Below are 23,132 nucleotides of genomic sequence, written 5' to 3'. Positions count from 1 at the left end.
ACTCATTCTTTATGTTCCTTTGCAAAATCATTCATAAATTCAACCAAGCAATCAACACCCTCCATCGGCATTGAGTTATACATACTTGCCCTTAATCCACCAACTGCACGATGGCCTTTTAGTGCCAGCAATCCACGAGCCTTAGCTCCTTCGAGAAAGGCATCCTCAAGCATGGGATCATCGAGAGTAAAACAAACATTGACCAATGAACGAGCTTCCTTAGCTACTCGACAATGGTAAAAATTTGAGTCATCAATGCAATTGTAGACTTTCTGTGCTTTTTGACAATTAATTCCATACAAGGCCTCTACACCACCCTGCTGTTTAATCCAATTAAACATTTTTCCAGCTAGGTAGCAGTTAAAAGTAGGTAAGGTTGCATAGGTTGATTTTGTCGAACTGTGGGTCCGATAATCGATCATAGTAGGAAGTTTGTCATCAGAGATTGATTTGATTAATTCATCACTAACAATAACAAGAGTCAGACCCGCATTAGCTATATTTTTCTGGGCGCCGGCGAAAATTAGCCCATAATCTTTTACATTGATCGGTTCACTCAATAAGCAGGAAGTCATATCCGCAACTAGGGGTATCCCGTCTGTCTGAGGCAAGTTTGCGACGCGGATACCATTTACCGTTTCATTAGGAGTAAAGTACAGGTATTTTGTATTCTCTTTAATCTGCCATTGATCAACCGCAGGGATAGTCGTGAAGCCTGAGCCTTCGCCATTAGCCACACAATAAGCTTCTTTGAGCTTATAAGCCTCTTGATAAGCCAAATAAGACCACATGCCTGTTACCAGATATCCAGCCTTTTCCCCTAGACCCAGTAAATTCATTGGGATAGACGCAAATTGCGCACGGGCAACCCCTGTTAGAAAAAGGACATGATAATCATCTGGAACAGCCAAAAGCTCACGGAAGCTTTGTTCGGTCTCATTCATTAGTTCGGTAAAGGCCGGAGTACGATGGCCAATTTCCATGACTGACATACCCAGATTCTGCCAATCCAGCAGCTCTTCTTGTACCTCTCTTAAAATCGACTCTGGCAACATTGAGGGGCCAGCACCAAAATTATACCCTCTAGTCATTTTGTTCGTCTTCCAACTGACCTTCTTCGTCGTTATCCTCTATGTCTTCCAACTCATCAGCGCCAGCAATCTCTTCGATACGCTGCATACCAACAACATGTTCACCCGACGCAACATTGATCAAGCGAACACCCTGAGTATTACGACCTATAATCGATAGCTCACCAACTCTGAAACGAACCAAGGTTCCTTTGTCAGTAATTAACATGGCCTCATCGGTGTCAGTAACCTGAAGTGCTCGCACCACCTTGCCATTACGTTCAGTAACCTGGATAGAAATTACCCCCTGACCACCACGGCCAGATACGCGATACTCTTCAACATCTGTACGTTTTCCATAGCCATTTTCTGTTGCAGTAAGAATTGTGCCACTCGATTGCGCAACTACCAGTGATATGACTGATTGACCTGCAGCCATTTTGATACCACGGACACCACGGGCGGTTCTACCCATCGGCCTTACCAGATTTTCGTCAAAGCGAATAACCTTACCCGCATCAGTAAACAGCATAATATCTTTGGAACCATCGGTAATATCAACACCCACTAAGCGGTCATCGTCGTCTAAATCAACAGCGATAATTCCTGTTGAACGCGGACGGCTAAAGGCTTCTAAAGATACTTTTTTCACGGTTCCACGCTTAGTCGCCATAAAGACGAAGTAATTTTCATTAAACTCACGTACCGGTAACATTGCGTTTATCGCTTCATCAGCTGCAAGAGGTAATATATTAACAATAGGTTTACCACGAGAAATACGACTAGCTAAGGGGAGTTGATAAGCCTTAAGCCAATAGAGCTTACCGTGGTTAGAGAAGCAGAGCAGTGTATCATGGGTATTTGCGATAACCAGGCGCTCAATAAAATCTTCGTCCTTCACGTTTGTTGCAGACTTTCCTTTACCACCACGGCGTTGTGCCTGATAAGCAGAAATCGGTTGATATTTCACATAGCCTTGATGCGATAGAGTAACCACAACATCTTCTTCAGTAATCAGATCTTCTATAGTCAGGTCTTCCTGAGATGCAGTTATTTCTGTTCTACGAGCATCACCAAATTGAGCTTTAACTTCAACGAATTCATCGTGTATCACTTGCATCAAACGTTCTGGCGACGCAAGAATTTCAAGTAATTCTTTAATAACACCCAACAACTCTTCAAACTCAGAAATAATCTTGTCTTGCTCAAGAGCGGTTAAACGATGGAGCCTTAATTCGAGAATAGCCTGAGCCTGATTAGGTGAAAGCCGGTAACCCTCATCAGTCAGGCCAAACTCAGCCGATAAATCATCGGGACGGCAGGCATCGCTTCCAGCGTTCTTTAGCATGCTAGCAACCATTCCTGCTTGCCATAGCCGTGCCAGCAAGCCATCCTTTGCATCCTGCGGTGTTGCAGATTGCTTGATGAGCTCAATCATTTCATCAATATTGGCTAAAGCAATACCTAAGCCCTCCAATAGATGGGCGCGATTACGTGCTTTCTTCAATTCAAAAATAGTACGTCGGGTAACAACTTCACGTCGATGCTTAATGAAACAATCAAGAATTTCCTTGAGGTTTAGGGTACGAGGCTGGCCATCGACCAGCGCAACCATATTAATACCAAAGACATTCTGCATCTGGGTATGGGCATATAAATTATTCAGAATAACTTCCGCAACCTCACCACGCTTCAGCTCAATAACAACACGCATACCTTGTTTATCTGATTCATCACGTAAACCGGAGATGCCCTCAATACGTTTTTCTCGTACAAGCTCAGCAATCTTTTCAACAAGCCTTGCTTTGTTAACCTGATAAGGCAACTCATTAATGATGATTGCCTGTCGGCCAGAGTGGCTGTCAGTTTCGATTTCAGTACGGGCACGGATGGAGATTCGTCCACGACCTGTTCGATAGGCCTGCAAAATTCCTCCGCGCCCATTAATAATGGCAGCGGTAGGAAAATCAGGACCAGGAATATGAACCATCAGATCATCAAGCGATAAATCAGGCTCTTCAATCAAAGCGATACAGGCATTAATAACCTCTGTCATGTTATGAGGGGGAATATTTGTCGCCATACCAACGGCGATACCTGAAGAACCATTGACTAGCAGATTAGGAATTCGCGACGGCAATACAACCGGGGCAAATTCGCTTTCGTCATAGTTAGGGCTGAAATCAACAGTTTCTTTTTCCAGATCAGCAAGTAAGGCATGCGCCACTTTTGACATTCTGATTTCGGTATAACGCATGGCTGCAGCCGCGTCACCATCAACCGATCCAAAGTTTCCTTGCCCATCAACAAGCATATAACGCATGGAAAATGACTGAGCCATACGAACAATCGTATCGTAGACAGCAGTATCACCATGAGGATGGTATTTACCGATAACATCCCCTACCACACGGGCTGATTTTTTATAGGGTTTATTCCAATCATTACTTAATTCGCTCATGGCAAAGAGCACACGGCGGTGAACAGGCTTCAAACCATCACGCACGTCGGGCAAAGCTCGGCCGACAATAACGCTCATGGCATAATCCAGGTAGGATTGCTTTAATTCATCTTCGATATTAACGGGTATGACTTCTTTGGCTGAATAAACCATCTTTGCAGGCATCCTTTGGGTGTATGTACGAAAAAACAAACCGAAAGGATACCATAGAGGCCGACTTAATTGAATCTTCTCTATTTAGGGTAAACTTTTATATAGGGCAAAAATCTGTAATCCCAGAAAAAACTCGAATTCCCACGGCTTGACCGCGGGATCTGGCCGTGGTGTAAGCGACATAGCCCCCGCGGTCAAGCTCATAGGTATCTACACAAGTGTCTGTAATAGGTCATGTTCCTTCTGGTCTCAAAACTACGTCATCCTGAGCGCAGCGAAGGATCTCCTGAATGTGGCACCGTGCTAATCCCGGAGATCCTTCGCTGCGCTCAGGATGACGTGGCGTTGGGGTGACAGGGCGTTCAATTACAGACACTTGTGTAGATACCTATGGGTCAAGCCGCGGGGATTCAGAACGTATTAAGGTATTTCTATTTTCGTCAAATACTAAAGTAGGATTGATATAGGCTAAAAATAATTTCTGTAAAAAAAACAAAAACTACACCATACTCAATATATTGCAGGGATAAATTGACTGGGGATAGGCATTTTTATATAGTGCTGCCCATTGACTTAAGCGTAGAGGCTGTCAAGCCAAATAATAAGAGGAGACGCGATGACTACTAAAATTGCACGACTTAACATAGACGGCCATGATCCCATTGAATTACCTATATATAGCCCAACGCTTGGAAGTGATGTAGTTGATATCAATAAGCTTGGTGAGCAAGGCATGTTCACCTATGACCCTGGTTTTATGTCTACTGCATCTTGCGAATCCAAAATCACTTTTATTGATGGTGACGAAGGTGTCCTACTCTATAGAGGCTATCCAATTGAGCAATTAGCTGAGAAAAAAGACTTTCTTGACGTCAGTTACTTACTCCTAAATGGCGAATTACCTGATATCAAACAGAAAGAAGAATTTGTTAAGCTGATTAACAACCATACAATGGTGCATCAGCAAATGTATAACTTCTTAAACGGCTTTCGCCGTGATGCGCACCCAATGGCAATTATGGTTGGAATAGTTGGTGCCTTGTCTGCTTTTTATCACGAGTCAATGGATTTAAATAATCAGGAAGATCGCTATATCTCTGCGATTCGTCTAATTGCCAAAATGCCTACCCTGGCAGCAATGAGCTATAAATATTCTATAGGCCAGCCCTATATGTACCCACAAAACAAGATGTCTTATGCAGAAAACTTCCTGCATATGATGTTTGGTGTTCCTTCCGAGGAAATAATACCCAATCCAATAATTGTTGATGCAATTGATACTATTTTTACTCTGCATGCGGATCACGAACAGAATGCCTCAACATCAACAGTCCGCTTGGCTGGCTCAACTGGTGCTAACCCCTTCGCTTGTATTTCTGCTGGCATAGGTGCTCTCTGGGGACCTGCTCATGGTGGTGCCAATGAAGCCTGCCTGAATATGCTTAAAGAAATTGGTGATGTTAAACACATTAACCACTATATCAAACGAGCTAAAGACAAGGATGACCCATTCCGTCTGATGGGCTTTGGTCACCGTGTCTATAAGAGTTATGATCCTAGGGCAAAGGTTATGCGTAAGACCTGTCATGAGGTGTTATCTACCGTTAATGCGCATAATGAGCCTTTATTTAAACTAGCTATGGAACTAGAGCGTATTGCGCTTGAGGATGAGTATTTCGTGGAGAAAAAACTCTATCCTAACGTTGACTTTTACTCAGGAATCACCCTTAGTGCGATTGGCATTCCAACCAACATGTATACCGTTATTTTTGCACTAGCAAGAACTGTTGGCTGGATGTCGCATTGGATGGAAATGGTTGCTGGTAAATCTAAAATTGGTAGACCACGCCAACTTTATACTGGTGAAAAACAACGAGATGTTTCTTAAAAAGCACCCCTCATCCGCCTTAGGGCGGATGAGGGTTTATCCTTCCTCCTATCTATCCTAGCAACCTGTGCTCAAATCCAAACTTTCACCAAGATTCAAATATATCCCCTGAGCAGGTACCTATCCTCCAAATTATCAATTTGCTACAATCTTGCCCTGCGTCTAAACTGACTAAGATCTCTCTTTGCACAGGATAAGGAAATATCATGACCGACATTCTCATCTGTTCGCCAACACGAACTGCTATTGGTACTTTTAATGGTACTTTAAAGGAAACTCCCGCTACTTTACTTGGTGCCACTGTTATCAGCGAAACTCTCAGACGAGCAAAATTAGCGCCTGATGAAGTGCAAGCTGTTGTTATGGGGCATGTCGTGCAAGCAGGAACCGGGATGAACTCGGCAAGGCAAGCTGCAGTTAAAAGTGGGATTCCAGTCAACGTTCCCGCCTACACAGTAAATCGGGTTTGTGGTTCAGGAGCCCAAGCTGTTGTTTCAGCCTATCTGGAAGTAATTAGCGGGAATATTTCCTGTGCAATTGCTGGTGGTATGGAAAATATGGATCTCTGTCCCTACCTCCTTAACTCAGCACGCTGGGGTTATCGCCTTGGCGAAGGAAAACTGGGTGATAGTATGTTAATTGATGGTTTACATGATGCCTTCTCATCCATGCATTCTGGTTGGCATACAGAAGATCTTGTCAATAAATATTCTATTTCCCGCGAAGAGCAAGATGCGTGGGCACTTCGCACACAACAGCGCTTTGCCAAAGCACAGGCAGCAGGAAAGTTTGAGGCTGAGATCTGCCCGGTTGAAATTACTACCCGCAAGGGCGTAGAACTTTTCCAAAAGGATGAACATAATCGACCTGACACCAGTGCAGAAACCCTAGCAAAACTCAAACCCGCCTTCCGCAAAGACGGAACTATCACCGCGGGCAATGCGCCTGGCCTCAATACGGCAGCTGCGGCTATGATCATTGCTGACGCAAAATTTGCTAATAAGCATCAGCTCAAACCGATGGCTCGTATTGTTGCTTATGGTATCGGAGCAGTTGAGCCTGGCATGTTTGGGATAGGACCTGTTCCGGCTGTCAAACAAGCCTTGGAAAGAGCGAAATGGCGGATTGAAGATGTAGAACGAGTTGAAATTAATGAGGCCTTTGCTGCTATAGCCATTGCGGTTATGCGTGATCTAGGTTTCAAAGAAGAGATCGTTAATGTTGAAGGGGGCGCAATTGCCCATGGGCACCCAATTGGTGCAACTGGGGCCATTTTAACTACTCGCTTGCTGCATTCTATGCAACGCGATGGCTTAAAGCGCGGTATTGTGACGCTTTGTATAGGCGGAGGCCAAGGTATTGCTTTGGCATTAGAACTTTTATAAAACCAAGCAAGGTCCCTGATGCTTTGTTGCTGACAGGGACCTAGCCTAAAACTTGAGGTTTATCAATTATGATGTATCAATTGGAAAATGTCGGCACACGCTCAATGGAATCTTTGCTAGGTGAATTTGCTAATATTCCCGACAACACAGACTATCTGATTATTACCGATTACGAGAATAGTAATAAGACTCTCGAAGAGCTACAGCTGCTAGCCCAACGTATTCCACAATTCATCACCGATTTAGACCTCGCTTCTATCAATTTTAATTCCTTAATACTGCCCCATGCGGAACATCTTTTTAAGTCCCTACCCCCACAGATTAAAAAACTCATAGTCAATCCAGAGGGTCTGGCAACAGAAACCACTGCGCAATTTTGCAGCCTACTCAATGCATTGACTGAAACTGGTCTGCGCTCTTTGTTACTTGAGGGCTCAGGAATTACACATCGTCCACAAGCCGATCAAATACAAATCCTTAATGCAGTACCTAAAACAATTACTCACCTTGGTCTAACCCGGCAAGAGATTAACTCAGAAAATTTTAGACGTTTCGCTGCCGCCTTATCCCAACTGACACATTTGGATAGCCTGGATTTGAGTGAAAACAGTTTTGATCAATTAACCCCGGAAGAATTTTTAGAGTTTCTGCGTACTATACCAAGAAACATAAGAACTCTTTCTCTATCTTCAAATAATTTATGCCATTTTATTGGCTACATGGATAGGATCTGTGAAGCACTTCCCCCGGGTCTACAAACTCTTGACCTTACATCAAATGGTTTTGGGTCAGCTCCAGGACTACCCAATTTAACCCGGCTGCCTGCCCTGAAAACCCTGGACTTCCAAGGTCATTGCTTAGAATTTTCGACTTTTAGTCAGATAAGTACTTTTTTTGCAGAGCAACTTAGTCCAACAGTGGATGCTGTTCATTTAATAGGCACCGTTCTTAATCCTCAACAATTTTCCTTAGCAGCTTACGAGCAATCTGGGCTAGACAAAATTCGCGCAGTTCATTTACAAATGATGCAACAATATTCCTATGGACAGTATATGGATACGACTTTCTGGCAAATACCACAAACTCCCCCCGATGGATCAGACGATGGCCTTGATGAAGAGCAGGTTTTAGACTCAGATAGTGAAGAGTATATTCCTTCTACTCCGACTAATAACTAGTCTCCTGTCCTTCGCTGCGTTCTATGAACCCTCATCCACCCTTCGGGCACCTTCTCCCTAAAAGGGAGAAGGTGCCCAGCGCATTAAACTCCCCCTGCCTTCACCATACGCAAAGCACGCTGCCAGCCTTGATATTCAGTTTCAATACTTTCTCTATCTTCTGGTTGAAACTCATGTTGGCAACTCCAGCTCTTTTGCAATTCCTCCAGCGAATCAGCTAAGCCACAACTAAGAGCGGCAAGGATTGCAGCACCCTGCGCAGTTGTTTCAATATCTACTGGGCGCTGTACGGCTAGTCCGCATTGCGAGGATAAAAATTGCAAAAACCATTGATTTGCCGCCATCCCTCCGTCAACACGCAATAAGGATAGTTCCATTCCGCTATCCTCGCGCATACAGGTCAATACATCTCTGGTTTGATAACAAACTGATTCGAGAGCCGCGCGGGCAAAATGGGCGCGATTAGATGTTCTTGCCAAACCAACAATAGCAGCACCTGCTGTAGCTAACCAATGTGGTGCGCCTAATCCAGTAAATGATGGAACAAGATAAACCCCCTCATTGGATTGCAAAGACTTTGCCAAACCCTCAGTATCAGCCGCGTTTTCAAAGAGTTTTAGTTCATCACGCAGCCATTTTACGGTGGTCCCTGCCTGATAAATGCTCCCCTCCAAGCCATAACTGGTTTCCCCCTTTATTTGATAAGCAATCGTTGTTAAAAGCTTATGCTTAGACATCACAGGCTTATTCCCCGTATTCATCAGCAGGAAACCACCCGTGCCATAGGTTGCCTTAATCATGCCATGATTAAAGCAGCGTTGGCCGATAAGCGCGGCCTGTTGATCACCAACAACAGCTCTAATTGGGATCGATAAATTTAATTCCTTATTATTGATTAGCCCAAAATGGTTATCTGAAGAACAAACTTCGGGTAGCACTGAAACTGGAATATCGAATAAGGCAAGTAATTCCTCATCCCATCGTTGCTCAAAGATATTAAACAGCATGGTTCGTGAGGCATTGCTAATATCGGTGCAGTGCACTTTATTGCCGGTTAAACGCCAAACTAAAAAACTATCAATCGTACCGAAGGCAAGCTGATTTTTTGCTGCTAGCGTTCTGGCTTCGGGGATATTTTGCAGGAGCCAATGCAATTTTGAGGCTGAAAAATAAGGATCAGGCAACAAGCCTGTTTTCGCCTGAATAAACGCTGTCTTGTCGATTAAGGATTCGCAAAATGCTTGGGTACGCCTGTCTTGCCAAACAATAGCAGGGGCTAAACATTTGCCGCTTTGCTTATCCCAAATTAGAGTAGTTTCGCGTTGATTAGTAATCCCGCAAGCAATAACTTCCTTTGTGTTTACGCGTCTAGTCACATCTTGCATTGCTTTAAGCGTTTTTTGCCAGATTTCTTCTGGATCATGCTCTACCCAGCCAGGCTGTGGATAGAATTGATTAAGAGAGTATTGGCTTGCTGTTACTAGCTCACCACTAGCGGTGTAAAGCATTGCCCGAGTACTACTGGTTCCCTGATCGATAGCAAGAAGGTATGTCATTAGATTCTATTTCCCTATTAACGTCAGTTATGGATAAGAATCATTTAAAATCGAGAAATCAATGTACTCATCGTTAAAAGCGTCCAAAAATGCTCGAATTAGCCGTGCTAGTCCTGCACTTTTTGGACGCTTTTGCCTCGATTACATTTATTTTTCTCGATTTTAAATGATTCTTATCCATAACTGACGTTATTATAATCAAAAACTAATTTTATACGCTTTTTGCGGAGACCAAAACATGGATCAGGTTTTTGACGTTGCAATTATTGGGGGAGGAATTAATGGTTGCGGTGCTGCAGCCGACGCAGCGCTTCGTGGATTATCGGTTATCCTTTGTGAAAAAGATGACTTAGCCTCAAAAACCTCATCCTCAAGCAGCAAGTTAATCCATGGTGGCTTAAGATATCTCGAGCATTATGACTTTGCACTGGTAAAAAAAGCCCTGGATGAACGCCAACTGTTATTAACCTTAGCCCCTTATTTAGTCCATCCCCTTCCCTTTGTCCTGCCCTACCAGCAAGATATGCGCCCGACCTGGTTATTGCGTACAGGCTTATTCTTCTACGATAACCTGAGCCGTAAAAATGAACTTCCCAAGTCAAAACTCATCAGGCGCGCTCGTCAACCTGATTACTTCTCACCCTTAATTGATCATTTCGACAAAGGCTTCTTGTTTTATGACTGCACGACCGACGATGCTCGCTTGACTATCGCTAATGCGCTACAAGCTAAGAAACATGGCGCGTCAATTCATACTAATACTGAACTGCTAGAGGCAAATGTGATTGATAATCTGTGGGAACTAAGAGTTCGTACCAAGTCAGGAGAACAGCAGATTATAAGGGCAAAGTCTGTGATCAACGCTGCTGGCCCTTGGGTTCAATCTATTAATCAGCTCTTAAAGCTTCCTTCTAAATATAAAATGTCCCTGGTCAAAGGCTCGCATCTTGTTGTCCATCGACTTTATGAAGGAAACCATGCTTATCTTTTACAAAACGTAGATCATCGTATTGTTTTTATTGTTCCCTACCATGGTCATACGATGATCGGTACTACTGACGTAGCTTTTAATGACTCACCAGATGAGGTTAATATTTCTAGCGATGAAATAGAGTATCTTTGTAAGCTTGTAGATAATTACCTCATTAATCCCTTAAAGCGTGAAAATATAATTACTTCTTGGAGTGGGGTTAGACCCTTGATTGCCGCTGAGGGAGAGGAACTTAGTGCCATTAGCAGAGACTATATAGTCAGCTATAGCAATACGCCCGCAGCGGCTGTGACGATTTATGGTGGAAAAATCACTACTTACAGACAATCCTCCCTAGAAGCTATTAATCTACTCGAACCTTGCTTTCCCAATCTTGCCAAATCCCAATCAGAATTTACCCCTCTACCAGGAGCGACCCTAGCTAATTGGTCGTATAAAGAATATTTAGCTCATGCTGAAGAAAAATATTTTTGGCTTGAGGAAACCGTCAAAACACGTTATCTGCATAACTACGGCACTCGGACAGAACAATTACTCGAAGGCTGTACCAAGATGTCTGATCTTGGCCAGCATTTTGGTAGCGGGCTTTATCAAGTTGAGGTCGATTATTTATGTAAGGAGGAATGGGCTAGAGATTGCGAAGACATTCTCTGGCGGCGTACAAAACTCGGTTTAGCCTTTTTACCTGAGAACAAACAGGCTCTAATGGATTATTTAGAGCATTCTGCCTATTGTCATTTTTAATTGGCCGGCCTATAAGATTTTATCTTCGCCTAACTTAATCCCCCAGCTATCCATACCAAATCAAGCTAAAAATCTCGACTATACTTGCCTATATATTGATCATCTTGCATTCCGAGGTTAGCAATATGAAAAATATTGTGATAGCTGGTGGTGGACCAATTGGCTTATATACTGCAATTAGGATAAGCAAATTAATAGAGAAATATGGGTTAAAAGCAACCGTAACCGTTGTGGAGCCTAAATTAAATCTTTATAGCAGGCCTGGTATTGTGGCAAAGAATGTTCTTGATGTTATAGAGCGTAATGTCGAACTTGATCATAACCTTTTGCCGGATGGTGATGACAGTGGAAGCTCTATCTTCATTATGGACTTAGAGAAAGCCCTTTATAAGGAAGCACAAAACCATGGGATCAAATTTGTGCGGGGCAAGGTTGCAGCAATTGAGGGTAAGGCGCTGGTACTTGAGGACGGTCGTAAGATACCCTGTGAGATAGTTATTGATTCTACAGGCCCGAGAAGAACGCTTATTAATCAGGTCAATCAACAGTCAACCTCAGAGAAAAAGCCTTTTACAATAAGGCAAGTTGCTGACAATCCGATAAAAAATCACTTTGTTGCTTATGTTCATATGGATGGCGAAAATGCCAAGCTAATTGCTGGGAAAATGGTTAAAGATCCCTTAAAACATGCCCTGGCATTAGAAAAATTACGCACTGAATTCGGCTGGCCTCATTTTAAAGAACCCGAGTTGTCTATTAGAAAATACACGCCTAAAGGGGAAAACAAAGATGACGATATGCAACGTTTTTATTTTTACTTTGAAATCCCACCAGAGCTCGCTGAATCAGAACCATCTGAACAACTTGCCTGGTTGAAGGCTTTACTCTATTTAAAAACAGAAAATGATGATATTGAATTTACCGTTGAAGATGGCGCAATGAAATTTCTTCCTTTTGGGGTAAATCCTCATGAGGTTACAGAACCGGTTTATACAAGTTCTGGATTGCCTGTGGTTATTCCCTGTGGTGATGCACAAATAGAACCCGATTATCGCCCGGGGATTGGAATTCGCAGCGGTGCATTTAGGGCTGATACCTTGGTTGACTCATTCATGAGAGACCTGGATGGTGGGCTTGTTTTAAACCAAGAGGCCTACGAGCACTCGCTACAAGGCCCGCTAGGATTACATAGAACTACACTTAAAGACGAATATAAAAATAACAGGGAAAGGCTTGATTCAGCTCTTCTAGAAAAAGGAAAAATCTATAGTGAAGCCCTAGCCTTGGCAGAAACACCAGAACAAGGGGAAATTATTCTTAAAGGGCTAAGGCAAATTGTTAGTGAAATAGAGCGATTAGGAGTTCAAGCCTATCGAGATAGCTGCCAGAAAGGAACACCCTCTCAAAAAGTTCCTCAATTTAAAATTGACAACTATGGTCATCTTGCAGAGGTAACAAGCTTAGAGCAAAGCAAAACCTTATTAGCAACAGCCTTAGAATTGCTACCGGAAACCGAGGTTGAACTTAGAACGCAAATAAAAAACAACATTGATGACTTAGCAATGAGTTATAAAGCTTTTGCCGCTCTCAAATTCTCTTCAAAAGAATATGGTTTTGCACATAAGTTTTACAACGAGGCTCTCAGTTTGCTGACCTCCAATATGCCAGGCGAGCATAAAGACGAAATTGCTAAAATTTATTCTAATTTAGCCCTTATAGCCAAGGCACAGAAAAAATATGATTTAGTCAAAGACTATGTCGATAAAGGCTTGCAAGAACTTGGGTCTATGCTTAGCGAAGACCGCAATACCCCTGATATGAAAACGATCTACGCAAAATTATTAAATACCCAGTGCAACGCGCTGTTTGATGAAGTAGAGGCGAATATCACAAAACTTGATAGCAGAGACCATCCCTTAAACGCTAAGTTACAGCAAGGAAAAGACCTCTGTAATACACTTATTGAGAACAGTTTGATTCATAGCTCGTCTGCTAAAATTCTCTCTGAACGATTAGCTAAGGTTGAACGAGCAGTATCTGAGAAATTAGAACCCCTTGTAACTGTTCAGATAAAATAAAGTCTTTGCGAACTTAGACCTATTACCCGTAGCCTGGATGCAGCGAAGCGCTGAGTGATCCTGGCATTTTTTTAATCAAAGAATCATTTATATAACTATGTAAACATTAATCGGCTACTTTGACTTATATGTGTGTCGTTCCCGCGTAGGCGGGAAACCATCGTGCAAACAAAGTGAGGAACCACTTTGAGAAATGGTTTCCCGCCTACGCGGGAATGACACACAAAAGAACAGAAAGAACTTATATGGCGCATGCGTTCTGTTTAAAAAAAATGCCAGGATTCCTCAGAGCGAAGCGAAATCCAGGAGGTCGTACCACTGCTCCCGGATTTCAAGCCACACAATAATGCTCATCCTTAGGGTGTAGCTGAAGAACTTGTATTTGTAGCCTGTGCAACCTCATCCAAGCCATTCAAAAATTTTGTTATAGGATCAAGCGATAGTGCCCTAAGAGCCGTAACGACATCTGGGCCTCCAATTTTAATTGCTGCGGCGATCTTATCTGCGTTCTCAGGCTTAATTGACATTTCAACCTTTCCCTGCGTCTTGGAAATTATACGAAGCTGTGAATACAAAGGCGGATCATTTTCTCTCAGAATTACAGCTGTGTCTTGATCAAGCAAACAGCCTTTATGTTCAAGCTTGTATTGAAATAGAGCAAGCTCAGGATCCGATGCAAGTTCCTTGCCAGCATAGGATGTTTGAGCGACTGCCGCTAAATCAGCGGCGTTCAATTGTGCAAAAATTTGCAGGGTTACTTCATTAGGTAAGCGTTCAAAAAAACGAATAGAGCGTCGTTCTTGTTCCTCGTCCTGTTTGCTCATAATTGTCTCGTCATGACTTGTATTTAAGCATTATAGCATGGTTTATTTATTTTCAACTTAGAAAGAGTATCCCTAGCCTTCAGGGTTTTGTACGAAACAAAATTTGTAATCTCAGAGAAAATTCGAATTCTCGCGGCTTGCCCTTCCAATTAGTCTTAAGTTTTTGTTGATATTCATACAAGATACCAAATGAAATCAGTTTTGGACAATGAGTCCCGAATTCACTCCGCGCTGCCCCTGCCCGCGAAAGAAATAGGGGGGAGATCGGAGTGAACTTCAGCTGATTGCCCAAAACTCATGTAAAGCGTTCAGAGGATCGCCTACAGTTATTCTTCCTCATCTATCTTGGCGCGAATGTCACTAACATCAGCTTTTATAGCCTGCTCGACCAAGTCTTTTAGCATCGACTCAGGCATCGAGCCAGCCTCAGAATAGATAAGAATACCTTGCTTGAAAATCATAAGATGCGGTATTGAGCGTATTTGCAAACTATCCGCTAACTCTGGTTCTGCTTCAATATTCACCTTAGCAAAGGTTATCGTTGGATTGAGCTCAGCTACACGCTCATAGACTAGTGCAAACTGTTTGCATGGCGCGCACCACTCAGCCCAAAAATCAATAAAGACCAGCTCGCTGGAATGAATAACCTTATCAAACTCGTTAGACCCCATGGTGTAAATCGGCATGCTCACTCCTTGATACAGAGATACAGGATAAAATTTTGTTGAAAATATTATCTACTGAGCCCATTCCATTAATACGATGGAACTGCGGTGCCTGGATATGAAATTTCTTAGCCGCTTGTTCCATATCCTTGTAGTAATTAACCAGAGGCTCAGTCTGTTTGTGGTAAACCGCCAAACGATTCTTAATTGTTTCTTCCTGGTCATCATCACGTTGGATTAAAGGTTCACCGCTAATATCATCAACCCCTTCTTTTTGTGGCGGATTGAACTTGACATGGTAAACACGGCCTGAGGCCACATGTACACGACGACCACTAATTCGATTAATAATTTCATCATCAGGCACTGCGATTTCAATAACATGATCAAGCCTAACCTGAGCCTCTCGCAATGCATCAGCTTGGGGTATTGTGCGTGGGAAACCATCAAATAGAAAACCTCGATGACAGTCCGGCTTTTGCAGACGTTCTTTCACCAGAGCAATGATAATGTCATCGGAAACCAGTTGCCCTGCATCCATTATCTTTTTAGCGCTTTTGCCTAATTCAGTGCCAGCAGCGATAGCTGAACGTAGCATATCCCCTGTAGAAATCTGCGGTATCTTAAAATGGTCGATCAGCTTAAGCGCTTGGGTCCCTTTACCAGCACCTGGACCACCCAATAACATTAATCGCATCAATTCGCTCCTACTTATAACTTAATTTAGAAAGTAAACCTGGGTTTACACTAATTCATCCTTTATTTATACCATGTTTTTAGCATAGCATGTTGTAAATTTAATCAACTACAGCGATTCAACTGCGCCTGATAAATTTGCGACCTAGCTTTTACCTTTCGAGAAACCTGGATTAACCATGGTTTCTGCAGATAAGTTTTTCTCTTATATCCCCCTATTCCTTCATGATAGGCCAAATAGAGACGATAGGTATCATCACGTGGAATACCTGCAGCGCGGTGCGCCTGATTTGCATACCAGCCGATGAAATCAACAGCATGATAGAAAACATCACGTTTGGCCCAAATACTGCCACCATTTTCATCTTTTTTATACTGTTTCCATGTCCCACGAAGTGCCTGGGAATACCCATAGGCAGTAGTCGGTCTTTTCCAAGGAATAATCCATAATAATTTCTGATGAGGAGGTCTGGCTTTAGCATCAAATTTCGATTCTTGATGAACGATTGCCATTTGGACTGCAATAGGTACATGCCAACGCCGTTGAACATCCCTAGCATCCTTATACCAACGGGGATGTTCTTTAAAAATCCTACAAATATTATTTACATCTGAAGGGGGTTTACTAGCACATGAAACCAAAAGCAGTGAAACTAGAATAAGGAGTATCGATTTAAGGTTCATTTTATTTTTTTTGGATCCTATAACGTTGGTGACACGACCCTAGCAAAAAAGCAGAGAAAATTAAATATTTTTATCAGAACAATTATGTGATCTGCTGAGGTTTATATCAATTTGATTTCAGCTCAGACAATTAAATTAACGTCAGCTCATTTATTTCACAAAGCAAGAAAGCTGTGATAGTTTTGATTGCAAAGAAATTCAGCCAGGCATTGATTTAAATGAGTATTTTAGTATTCGATATAGAAACCATCCCAGATGTTGATGCGGGGCGCAAATTACATGATCTAGCCAACTTATCCGACGAGGACACTGCCGCTGCACTATTTGCTTTGCGCCGGGCAAAGGTTGGTAATGACTTTCTACCTCATTATTTGCAAAAAGTCGTGGCGATTTCGCTTGTTCTAAGCCAAGGTGCAACACTAAAGGTTTGGTCGCTTGGCGATGAGCATTCTGACGAAAAAGATCTGATTCAACGTTTTTTTTCTGGTATCGATAAATATACCCCAACCTTAATTAGCTGGAATGGCAGTGGCTTTGATCTACCAGTACTTCATTACCGTGCTTTGCTGCATGGTATCTCTGCCCCCACCTATTGGGAGACAGGAGATAATCAGCAGGCTTTTCGCTGGAATAATTATTTGAACCGTTTTCATTATCGTCATCTAGATTTGATGGATACCTTAGCCGCCTATCAAAATAAAGCCTTTGCTCCCTTAGATCAAATCGCTACTATGCTTGGATTCCCTGGAAAAATGGGCATGTCTGGCGCTAAAGTATGGGAACAATTCTGTGCTGGCAATCTAAAAAGCATCCGCGACTACTGTGAAACCGATGTTTTGAATACTTATTGCGTTTATTTGCGTTTTGAACTAATGCGCGGCACCCTGGATCCTAGCGATTATGAGAAATCCTTACAGCGTTTAAAAGATTATTTGCACAGTGAGGATGATAAGCTGCATTTGCAAGAATTTTTAGCAAAAATGAACTAGGCTTTTAATAGGATCACTTGCCAATGCATTTTGCAGAATGGATACTCAATGAAAATACTGCCCTTTAAGCCATCAAGCACCCTATCCTTCGGCGTTGAGTTGGAATTACAAATTATTGATCCCCACAGTTTTGGCCTGACATCCCGGGCTAAAGATCTGATACGAAGCATTAAAGAAAGCGCTTATAGCAAACAAATAAAACCCGAAATTACACAATCGATGATTGAAATAAATTCGTCTATTCATTACTCAGCAAGTGATCTAAGAGATGAATTGGATACCCTCCGTATGGTTCTCCAAAGACTTGCAGATAACTTTGACTTACATTTTTGCGGGGGTGGCACACATCCCTTTCAAAAATGGTCAATGCAAAAAATATTCCCAACTAGGCGCTATAAAAATTTATCAAGACATTATCGCTATTTATCAAAGCGTTCGACGGTATTTGGTCAACATGTTCATATTGGTTGTAGCAGTGCAGAAGATGCTATCTATCTAACCCATGCATTTACACGCTACGTCCCACAATTTATTACTATTTGTGCATCTTCTCCTTTTTATCAGGGGGTTGATACTCATTATCACTCATCAAGATCAACCGTCTTCAATTCCTTTCCATTAAGTGGCGTTATTCCCTTTGTTATTAATTGGCAAGAGTTTTCTAATTATTTTTATACAATGAAAAACCTTGGAATTATCGAAACGATGAAGGATTTTTATTGGGATATCCGCCCTAAACCAGAATATGGCACCGTTGAAGTACGGGTTTGCGATACCCCATTAACGACCAAAAAAGCGACAGTCATAGCAGCCTATATACAAGCGCTTGCAAGTTATCTATTAGAAGAAAGACCGATTGAACTCAGCAAGGAATTATATTATGTCTATAGCTATAATCGCTTCCAAGCGAGCCGTTACGGCTACGAAGGAACGATCATCAACCCTTATACTGCTGAAAAACTGCTGATTGCTGATGATATTCTTGAAACCATAAAAAAGGTTGAGCGTTATGCTAATGATTTAAACTCAATGAGTTATATTCTTCAGATTGCGCAGGATGCTCAGCATAAACATAATGATTCAACTGCTCTAAGACAAATTTTGAAACAGTATAATTCGTTTCCTAAGGTTGTTGCTGAACAATGTAGGATCTGGACAAACTCATCGCTGTAAGGCCACGTCTCTCACCCCGTCAACCTGTGCGCCCAAGCCCCTTCGGGGCAAACATCGATAAAGACCCCATCATCCCGAACATAGTGAGGGATCTCCGTGATTAGCACATTGCTACACTTAGGAGATGTCTCTCTACGTTCGACATGACGTACGTCTTTGGGAGCGCAATGCAGGGGCATGACCTCATCGCTTTAAAAGGGGAAATTGTGGTGGGCTATGGTCTATTTTAGTACAAATATACTCATTTGCATTAAGGACATAGTATAAGCCCAAACCTAATTCAAACAGGAAAGCGAATAGAACTACGATGCCTAAAATGCTTAAGCGCAATTGCCTTTTTTTCAACTTCTTTTCTAATGAGCTTTTTGCCGTAAAGTAATTAGTTTCACGCAAGCGATTACTAATAATATCTACTATTGACTCAAGGAATTTTTCATAGAGGTGAGCGTTTTCAGCTAAAAGGCTAATCGGCGCTTGTAGAGCCGTCAGATTCTCAGAAGCAGTGACTGTGAGTGAGCACTCTCGGTTTTTAATGACCCTCATTTCACCAATAGTTTCACCACTATTCAGAGTCCCTATATGTTCATTGATATTTTTCTTGTCACATTCCTTAAACAAACCAACAGAGCCGGCTATGAGAATATAGAAATTATCATTTTTTTCGCCTTCTTTGGTGAGCATTTCGCCTTCTACAAAAATAACTCGTTTAGACATTTTTATAAATTCGGAGAAGTCTTCATCAGAGAAATTTTTTAATAATTTGGTGTTTTTTAAAATTGCTAGTTCAGCATCAGAAAACTTTCCATAATGTTCTTCAGAGGGTGAGGTTAAACTAAGTATAGTCGTTAAAGATAACTGACGTTAAATCAAAACCTTTTTCAGTAGAATAGCATCTTCAGTACCTTGGCCATCGATATAATAGTCTTCTTTAATTGAATCTTGCTGAAAGCCAAATTTTTTATACAAGGCAAGAGCAGCTGTATTACTTGGACGAACTTCCAATACAACAGAGGTTATTTTTGGATTAGCTTCCAAGGTATCAAGAACTGATTTTAATAATGATTTGCCATAACCTTTATTTTGATTTTGAGCCGAAATGCAGAGGTTTAGGATATGACAGATAGATTGACTATTGCGACATATCATATAACCAACGATTTGCTTCACATTGTTATCACTGAGCTCAAATACACGGCAGTCATAACCCACTAAAACACAATCACTCAAAATATCCCTACTCCAGGGAGCACGGTGAGTTGCGGTTTCAATAGCGTAAACGCTGTCAATATCGCTTTGCTTCATTGGACGGATTATCGATTCCATTGTGACCTCAAGTTTTATGTTCGTAGAACCCCTCATCTGCCCTACGGGCACCTTCTCCCCAGAGGGGCGAAGGAAATTTATAAGTTGATATCTCTCTTCTCCCCCTTTGGGGAGAAGGTGCCCGTAGGGCGGATGAGGGGAACTTAACCTAATCCTTTTTCTTCTTAGGCATATAAAGATCAGTAATTGTCCCTTCAAAAATCTCTGCTGCCATCGCAATAGGCTCAGAAAGTGTTGGATGAGGATGAATAGTCAGAGCAATATCCTCAACATCACATTCCATTTCAATTGCCAGAGACGCTTCTGTAATCAAATCACCTGCATTAACCCCTACGATTCCTGCCCCCAGGATACGCTTAGTTTTTGGATCAAAGAGTAATTTAGTCATTCCCTCTTCACGTCCCATACTTAAAGCTCGGCCACTTGCCATCCAAGGAAATACTGCTTTCTCACAAGCAATACCCTTCTCTTTCGCTTCTTTTTCTGTCAGACCAGTCCAGGCAATTTCAGGATCGGTATAGGCAACACTTGGTATGCAACGTGGATCAAAATAATGCTTCAATCCAGCAATTACTTCTGCAGCAACACGACCTTCGGGAATTGCTTTATGAGCAAGCATTGGTTGGCCAACCACGTCACCAATCGCATAAATATGAGCTACGTTAGTGCGCATTTGCTTATCAACCTTGATAAAGCCGCGTTCGTCAACATTGATTCCCGCCTTGCCACCATCAATTGCACCACCATTTGGTTTTCTGCCAACGCAAACAAGAACTTGTTGGAAGCAGCTAGGTTTATCTGTGACATGCTGACCTTCCATAGACACATAGATACCGTCTTTCTTAGCTTCCATTGCAGTTACTTTTGTTTTCAGGAGGAATTTGACGCCTTTTTTGGTCATGCGTTTTTGTAAAACGTTAACTAAATCAGCATCTGCGCCAGGAATTAATTGATCCATAAACTCAACAACGGTCACTTCTACGCCTAGAGCGGAGTAAACAGTTGCCATTTCTAAACCGATAATACCGCCACCTAAAACTAGCAAGCTGCCTTTGATGTCCGCCAATTCTAAAGCGCCTGTAGAACTGAAAATACGTGGGTCTTCGGGTATAAAAGGCAGATTAATCGATTCGCTACCAACAGCAATAATTGCGTTTTCGAAATCAATAGTTGTGGAGCCCTCTTTTCCTTCAACGGTAATTTGATGAGTTCCAGAGAATTTGCCCATGCCAGTTACGACTTCAACTTTGCGCTGCTTGGCCAACATTTTCAAGCCACCAGTCAATTTAGACACCACAGAATTTTTCCAGCCAACCATTTTTTTGTTATCGAGTTTGGGCTTGCCGAAGCTCACACCCTGATCAGCCATTTCATGGGTTTCATCAACCACTTTAGCAATATGTAACAAGGCCTTTGATGGGATACAGCCAACATTCAAACATACGCCACCTAAGCTATCAAAGCGCTCTACCAAGACTACTTTTTTACCCAAATCAGCAGCGCGAAATGCTGCTGTATAACCACCAGGACCACTACCTAGCACCACTACTTCAGTTTTAATATTTCCAGTCATCACAGGCCTCTTTAAATTTCTAAATTTTTTATTATGATTTTTTACAACAAAATTCGTCGAATATCCGCCAAGGATTCACTCAGGTATCGTGTGAAACGCGCAGCCTCTGCACCATCAATAACTCGATGATCATAGGATAGAGATAAGGGCAGCATCAGTCTTGGTTTAAATTCACCATTAATAAACACCGGTTTAATACTAGAGCGCGAAAGTCCTAAAATAGCCACTTCAGGACTGTTTACGATCGGGGTAAAGGCTGTACCACCAATGCCTCCAAGGCTTGAAATGGTAAAACAACCACCGCTCATATCAGCAGGCATTAATCCCTTGTCACGCGCCTTCGTGCTTAAGCGAGCCATTTCTTCAGCGATTTGACCAACAGTCAATTGATCAACGTTGCGTATTACTGGCACGACTAAACCATTGGGTGTTTCTACTGCAATACCGATGTTGAAATACTGCTTATAAATTAGATTTTCACCACTAGCGTCAAGCGAAGCATTGAATTGTGGGTAAACAGCCAAGGCCTTAGCAACTACTTTAGTTACAAAAGCCAGCATGGTTAGCTTATAGCCTGTCTGTTTGCTATTGTCAGATTCTGATTTTCTAAATGCCTCTAAATCAGTAATGTCAGCTTCATCAAATTGAGTAACATGCGGAATAGTTATCCAAGAGCGATGAACGTTAACACCAGTTAATCGCTTAATCTTATTAAGTGGCTTAACCTCAATTTCACCAAATTTAGAGAAATCAATCACTGGAGCACTAGGAAGGGCAAAACCAGAACCACTGGATTTTTCACTCAACTTAGTTTTTACATAAAGTTGAATATCTTCCTTGGTAATTCGCGATTTACGGCCGGTTCCTTTTACCTCGGCTAAATTAACACCCAACTCACGAGCCATACGACGAACAGCTGGGCCACCAGAAATATTTGCCGCCACTGTTGATTCAGAACTTAGCGCTAGGGTCGCTGTAGTTGTTTTCTCTGTTTCTTGCTTAGCTAGTGCTTCTGGTTTAGCAACAGCGCTCTCAGGTCCAGCTTGTTTGACAGGCTCTGAACTAGCTGATGCAACCGCAAGCTCTGCTTTCATCACCAGAATAAGGTCTCCTTGAGAAACCTTATCACCAAGCTTCAGCCTTAGATCTTCAACAACTCCAGCAGCTGGCGCTGGAATATCCATTGTTGCCTTATCGCCTTCTAGCGTAATAAGAGCTTGATCAAGGGTTACAGACTGTCCAGCACTCACCATAATCTCAATAACATCAACATCCGTTGCGCCACCGATATCGGGTATTCTTACCTCAAGACGTTGTGAACTTGTTGCCGGTTTCTCAGCCTTCTCTTCTTTGGGCTTTTCTTCTGTATTGGAAGCAGTTTGCTGCGCTTGTTGTTCAACAACAGGCGCTTGACTCGCTTGCCCTTCCGCAACTAGAGTTAAGATTAGATCGCCCTCTGAAACCTTATCACCAACCTTTACCTCCAACTTGGCTATTTTGCCAGCCTGCGGTGAAGGAATCTCCATGCTAGCCTTATCTGATTCAAGGGTAATCAACGGAGTATCGATCTCAACTTGGTCTCCGGGCTTTACCATGACTTCAATGACATCAACGCCAGTTGCGCCACCAATATCAGGAATCTTTACTTTTATCTCATCTGCCATTTTTATCCTCAGTAAACAGGTAACTGCAATTTATTAT

18 protein-coding genes are annotated in these 23,132 nt (G+C 42.3%); 7 read left to right on the top strand and 11 right to left on the bottom strand.

Translation table 11 applies throughout. The features are described 5' to 3' along the window. Positions 1–2 precede the first annotated feature (2 nt). The gene (serC, locus tag BN1094_RS16905) at positions 3–1,091 is read right to left on the bottom strand and encodes a 3-phosphoserine/phosphohydroxythreonine transaminase (protein WP_044012323.1); all 1,089 of its coding nucleotides are present in this window, start codon (positions 1,089–1,091) and stop codon (positions 3–5) included. After that, positions 1,084–3,684 (bottom strand): DNA gyrase subunit A, encoded by a 2,601-nt coding sequence (gyrA, locus tag BN1094_RS16900; protein ID WP_044012321.1) that lies wholly within the window; start codon positions 3,682–3,684, stop codon positions 1,084–1,086. The genes serC and gyrA overlap by 8 nt, the downstream gene beginning before the upstream one ends. 616 nt (positions 3,685–4,300) lie before the next feature. On the opposite strand from gyrA, the gene gltA reads away from it, so the two are divergent. The 3 genes from gltA to BN1094_RS16885 all read left to right on the top strand — a co-directional run bounded on the left by gltA (position 4,301) and on the right by BN1094_RS16885 (position 8,135). Next, positions 4,301–5,572, top strand: a complete 1,272-nt coding sequence (gene gltA, locus BN1094_RS16895; protein WP_044012319.1) for a citrate synthase — start codon at positions 4,301–4,303, stop codon at positions 5,570–5,572. Positions 5,573–5,778: 206 nt separating this feature from the next. Continuing rightward, on the top strand, positions 5,779–6,957 hold the full coding sequence (locus tag BN1094_RS16890; RefSeq protein WP_044012318.1) for an acetyl-CoA C-acetyltransferase: 1,179 nt from the start codon (positions 5,779–5,781) through the stop codon (positions 6,955–6,957). A gap of 68 nt (positions 6,958–7,025) precedes the next feature. Then, on the top strand, positions 7,026–8,135 hold the full coding sequence (locus BN1094_RS16885) for a leucine-rich repeat domain-containing protein (RefSeq protein WP_141650506.1): 1,110 nt from the start codon (positions 7,026–7,028) through the stop codon (positions 8,133–8,135). Positions 8,136–8,218: 83 nt separating this feature from the next. Here BN1094_RS16885 and glpK read toward each other — a convergent pair whose 3' ends face one another. Continuing rightward, positions 8,219–9,691 (bottom strand): glycerol kinase GlpK, encoded by a 1,473-nt coding sequence (glpK, locus tag BN1094_RS16880; RefSeq protein WP_044012316.1) that lies wholly within the window; start codon positions 9,689–9,691, stop codon positions 8,219–8,221. A 238-nt stretch (positions 9,692–9,929) separates the two neighbouring features. Here glpK and glpD point away from each other — a divergent pair, with 238 nt between their 5' ends. After that, entirely contained in the window at positions 9,930–11,426 is a 1,497-nt protein-coding gene (gene glpD / locus BN1094_RS16875) for a glycerol-3-phosphate dehydrogenase (protein WP_044012315.1), read from the top strand. A 125-nt stretch (positions 11,427–11,551) separates the two neighbouring features. Beyond that, positions 11,552–13,504 carry a hypothetical protein gene (locus tag BN1094_RS16870; RefSeq protein WP_044012314.1) on the top strand — a complete coding sequence of 651 codons (1,953 nt, stop codon included), beginning with the start codon at positions 11,552–11,554 and terminating at the stop codon, positions 13,502–13,504. A gap of 356 nt (positions 13,505–13,860) precedes the next feature. On the opposite strand, the gene BN1094_RS16865 is transcribed toward BN1094_RS16870, so the two are convergent. The 4 genes from BN1094_RS16865 to BN1094_RS16850 form a co-directional block, all read right to left on the bottom strand. Continuing rightward, the gene (locus tag BN1094_RS16865) at positions 13,861–14,328 is read right to left on the bottom strand and encodes an F-box protein (RefSeq protein ID WP_044012313.1); all 468 of its coding nucleotides are present in this window, start codon (positions 14,326–14,328) and stop codon (positions 13,861–13,863) included. A 326-nt stretch (positions 14,329–14,654) separates the two neighbouring features. Then, entirely contained in the window at positions 14,655–15,014 is a 360-nt protein-coding gene (locus tag BN1094_RS16860) for a thioredoxin family protein (protein ID WP_044012312.1), read from the bottom strand. Next, a complete protein-coding gene (adk, locus tag BN1094_RS16855) occupies positions 14,989–15,690 on the bottom strand; it encodes an adenylate kinase (protein ID WP_044012311.1) in 702 nt (233 codons plus the stop codon). Before adk ends, BN1094_RS16860 begins: the two co-directional genes overlap by 26 nt. Positions 15,691–15,794: 104 nt before the next feature. After that, positions 15,795–16,373, bottom strand: coding sequence for a transglycosylase SLT domain-containing protein (locus BN1094_RS16850; protein ID WP_044012310.1), 579 nt, complete (start codon positions 16,371–16,373; stop codon positions 15,795–15,797). A gap of 218 nt (positions 16,374–16,591) precedes the next feature. On the opposite strand from BN1094_RS16850, the gene BN1094_RS16845 reads away from it, so the two are divergent. Beyond that, positions 16,592–17,362, top strand: a complete 771-nt coding sequence (locus BN1094_RS16845; protein ID WP_044012309.1) for a 3'-5' exonuclease — start codon at positions 16,592–16,594, stop codon at positions 17,360–17,362. 48 nt (positions 17,363–17,410) lie between these two features. Next, positions 17,411–18,535, top strand: a complete 1,125-nt coding sequence (locus tag BN1094_RS16840) for a YbdK family carboxylate-amine ligase (protein WP_044012307.1) — start codon at positions 17,411–17,413, stop codon at positions 18,533–18,535. 183 nt (positions 18,536–18,718) lie between these two features. On the opposite strand, the gene BN1094_RS16835 is transcribed toward BN1094_RS16840, so the two are convergent. The 4 genes from BN1094_RS16835 to aceF all read right to left on the bottom strand — a co-directional run bounded on the left by BN1094_RS16835 (position 18,719) and on the right by aceF (position 23,095). Beyond that, on the bottom strand, positions 18,719–19,249 hold the full coding sequence (locus BN1094_RS16835) for a cyclic nucleotide-binding domain-containing protein (RefSeq protein ID WP_052403353.1): 531 nt from the start codon (positions 19,247–19,249) through the stop codon (positions 18,719–18,721). A gap of 147 nt (positions 19,250–19,396) precedes the next feature. Next, positions 19,397–19,858: a ribosomal protein S18-alanine N-acetyltransferase gene (gene rimI / locus BN1094_RS16830; protein ID WP_044012305.1), complete on the bottom strand. Its 462-nt coding sequence runs from the start codon at positions 19,856–19,858 to the stop codon at positions 19,397–19,399. Positions 19,859–20,006: 148 nt separating this feature from the next. After that, positions 20,007–21,431 carry a dihydrolipoyl dehydrogenase gene (gene lpdA / locus BN1094_RS16825; RefSeq protein ID WP_044012304.1) on the bottom strand — a complete coding sequence of 475 codons (1,425 nt, stop codon included), beginning with the start codon at positions 21,429–21,431 and terminating at the stop codon, positions 20,007–20,009. 41 nt (positions 21,432–21,472) lie between these two features. Next, positions 21,473–23,095 (bottom strand): dihydrolipoyllysine-residue acetyltransferase, encoded by a 1,623-nt coding sequence (aceF, locus tag BN1094_RS16820; RefSeq protein WP_044012303.1) that lies wholly within the window; start codon positions 23,093–23,095, stop codon positions 21,473–21,475. Between the last annotated feature and the right edge of the window lie 37 nt (positions 23,096–23,132).

Origin of the sequence: Legionella massiliensis (assembly GCF_000756815.1) — a bacterium.
GTDB lineage: Bacteria > Pseudomonadota > Gammaproteobacteria > Legionellales > Legionellaceae > Tatlockia > Tatlockia massiliensis.
The sequence above is the reverse complement of the archived record's forward strand: the minus strand, read 5'-3'. Positions and strand labels throughout refer to the sequence as shown.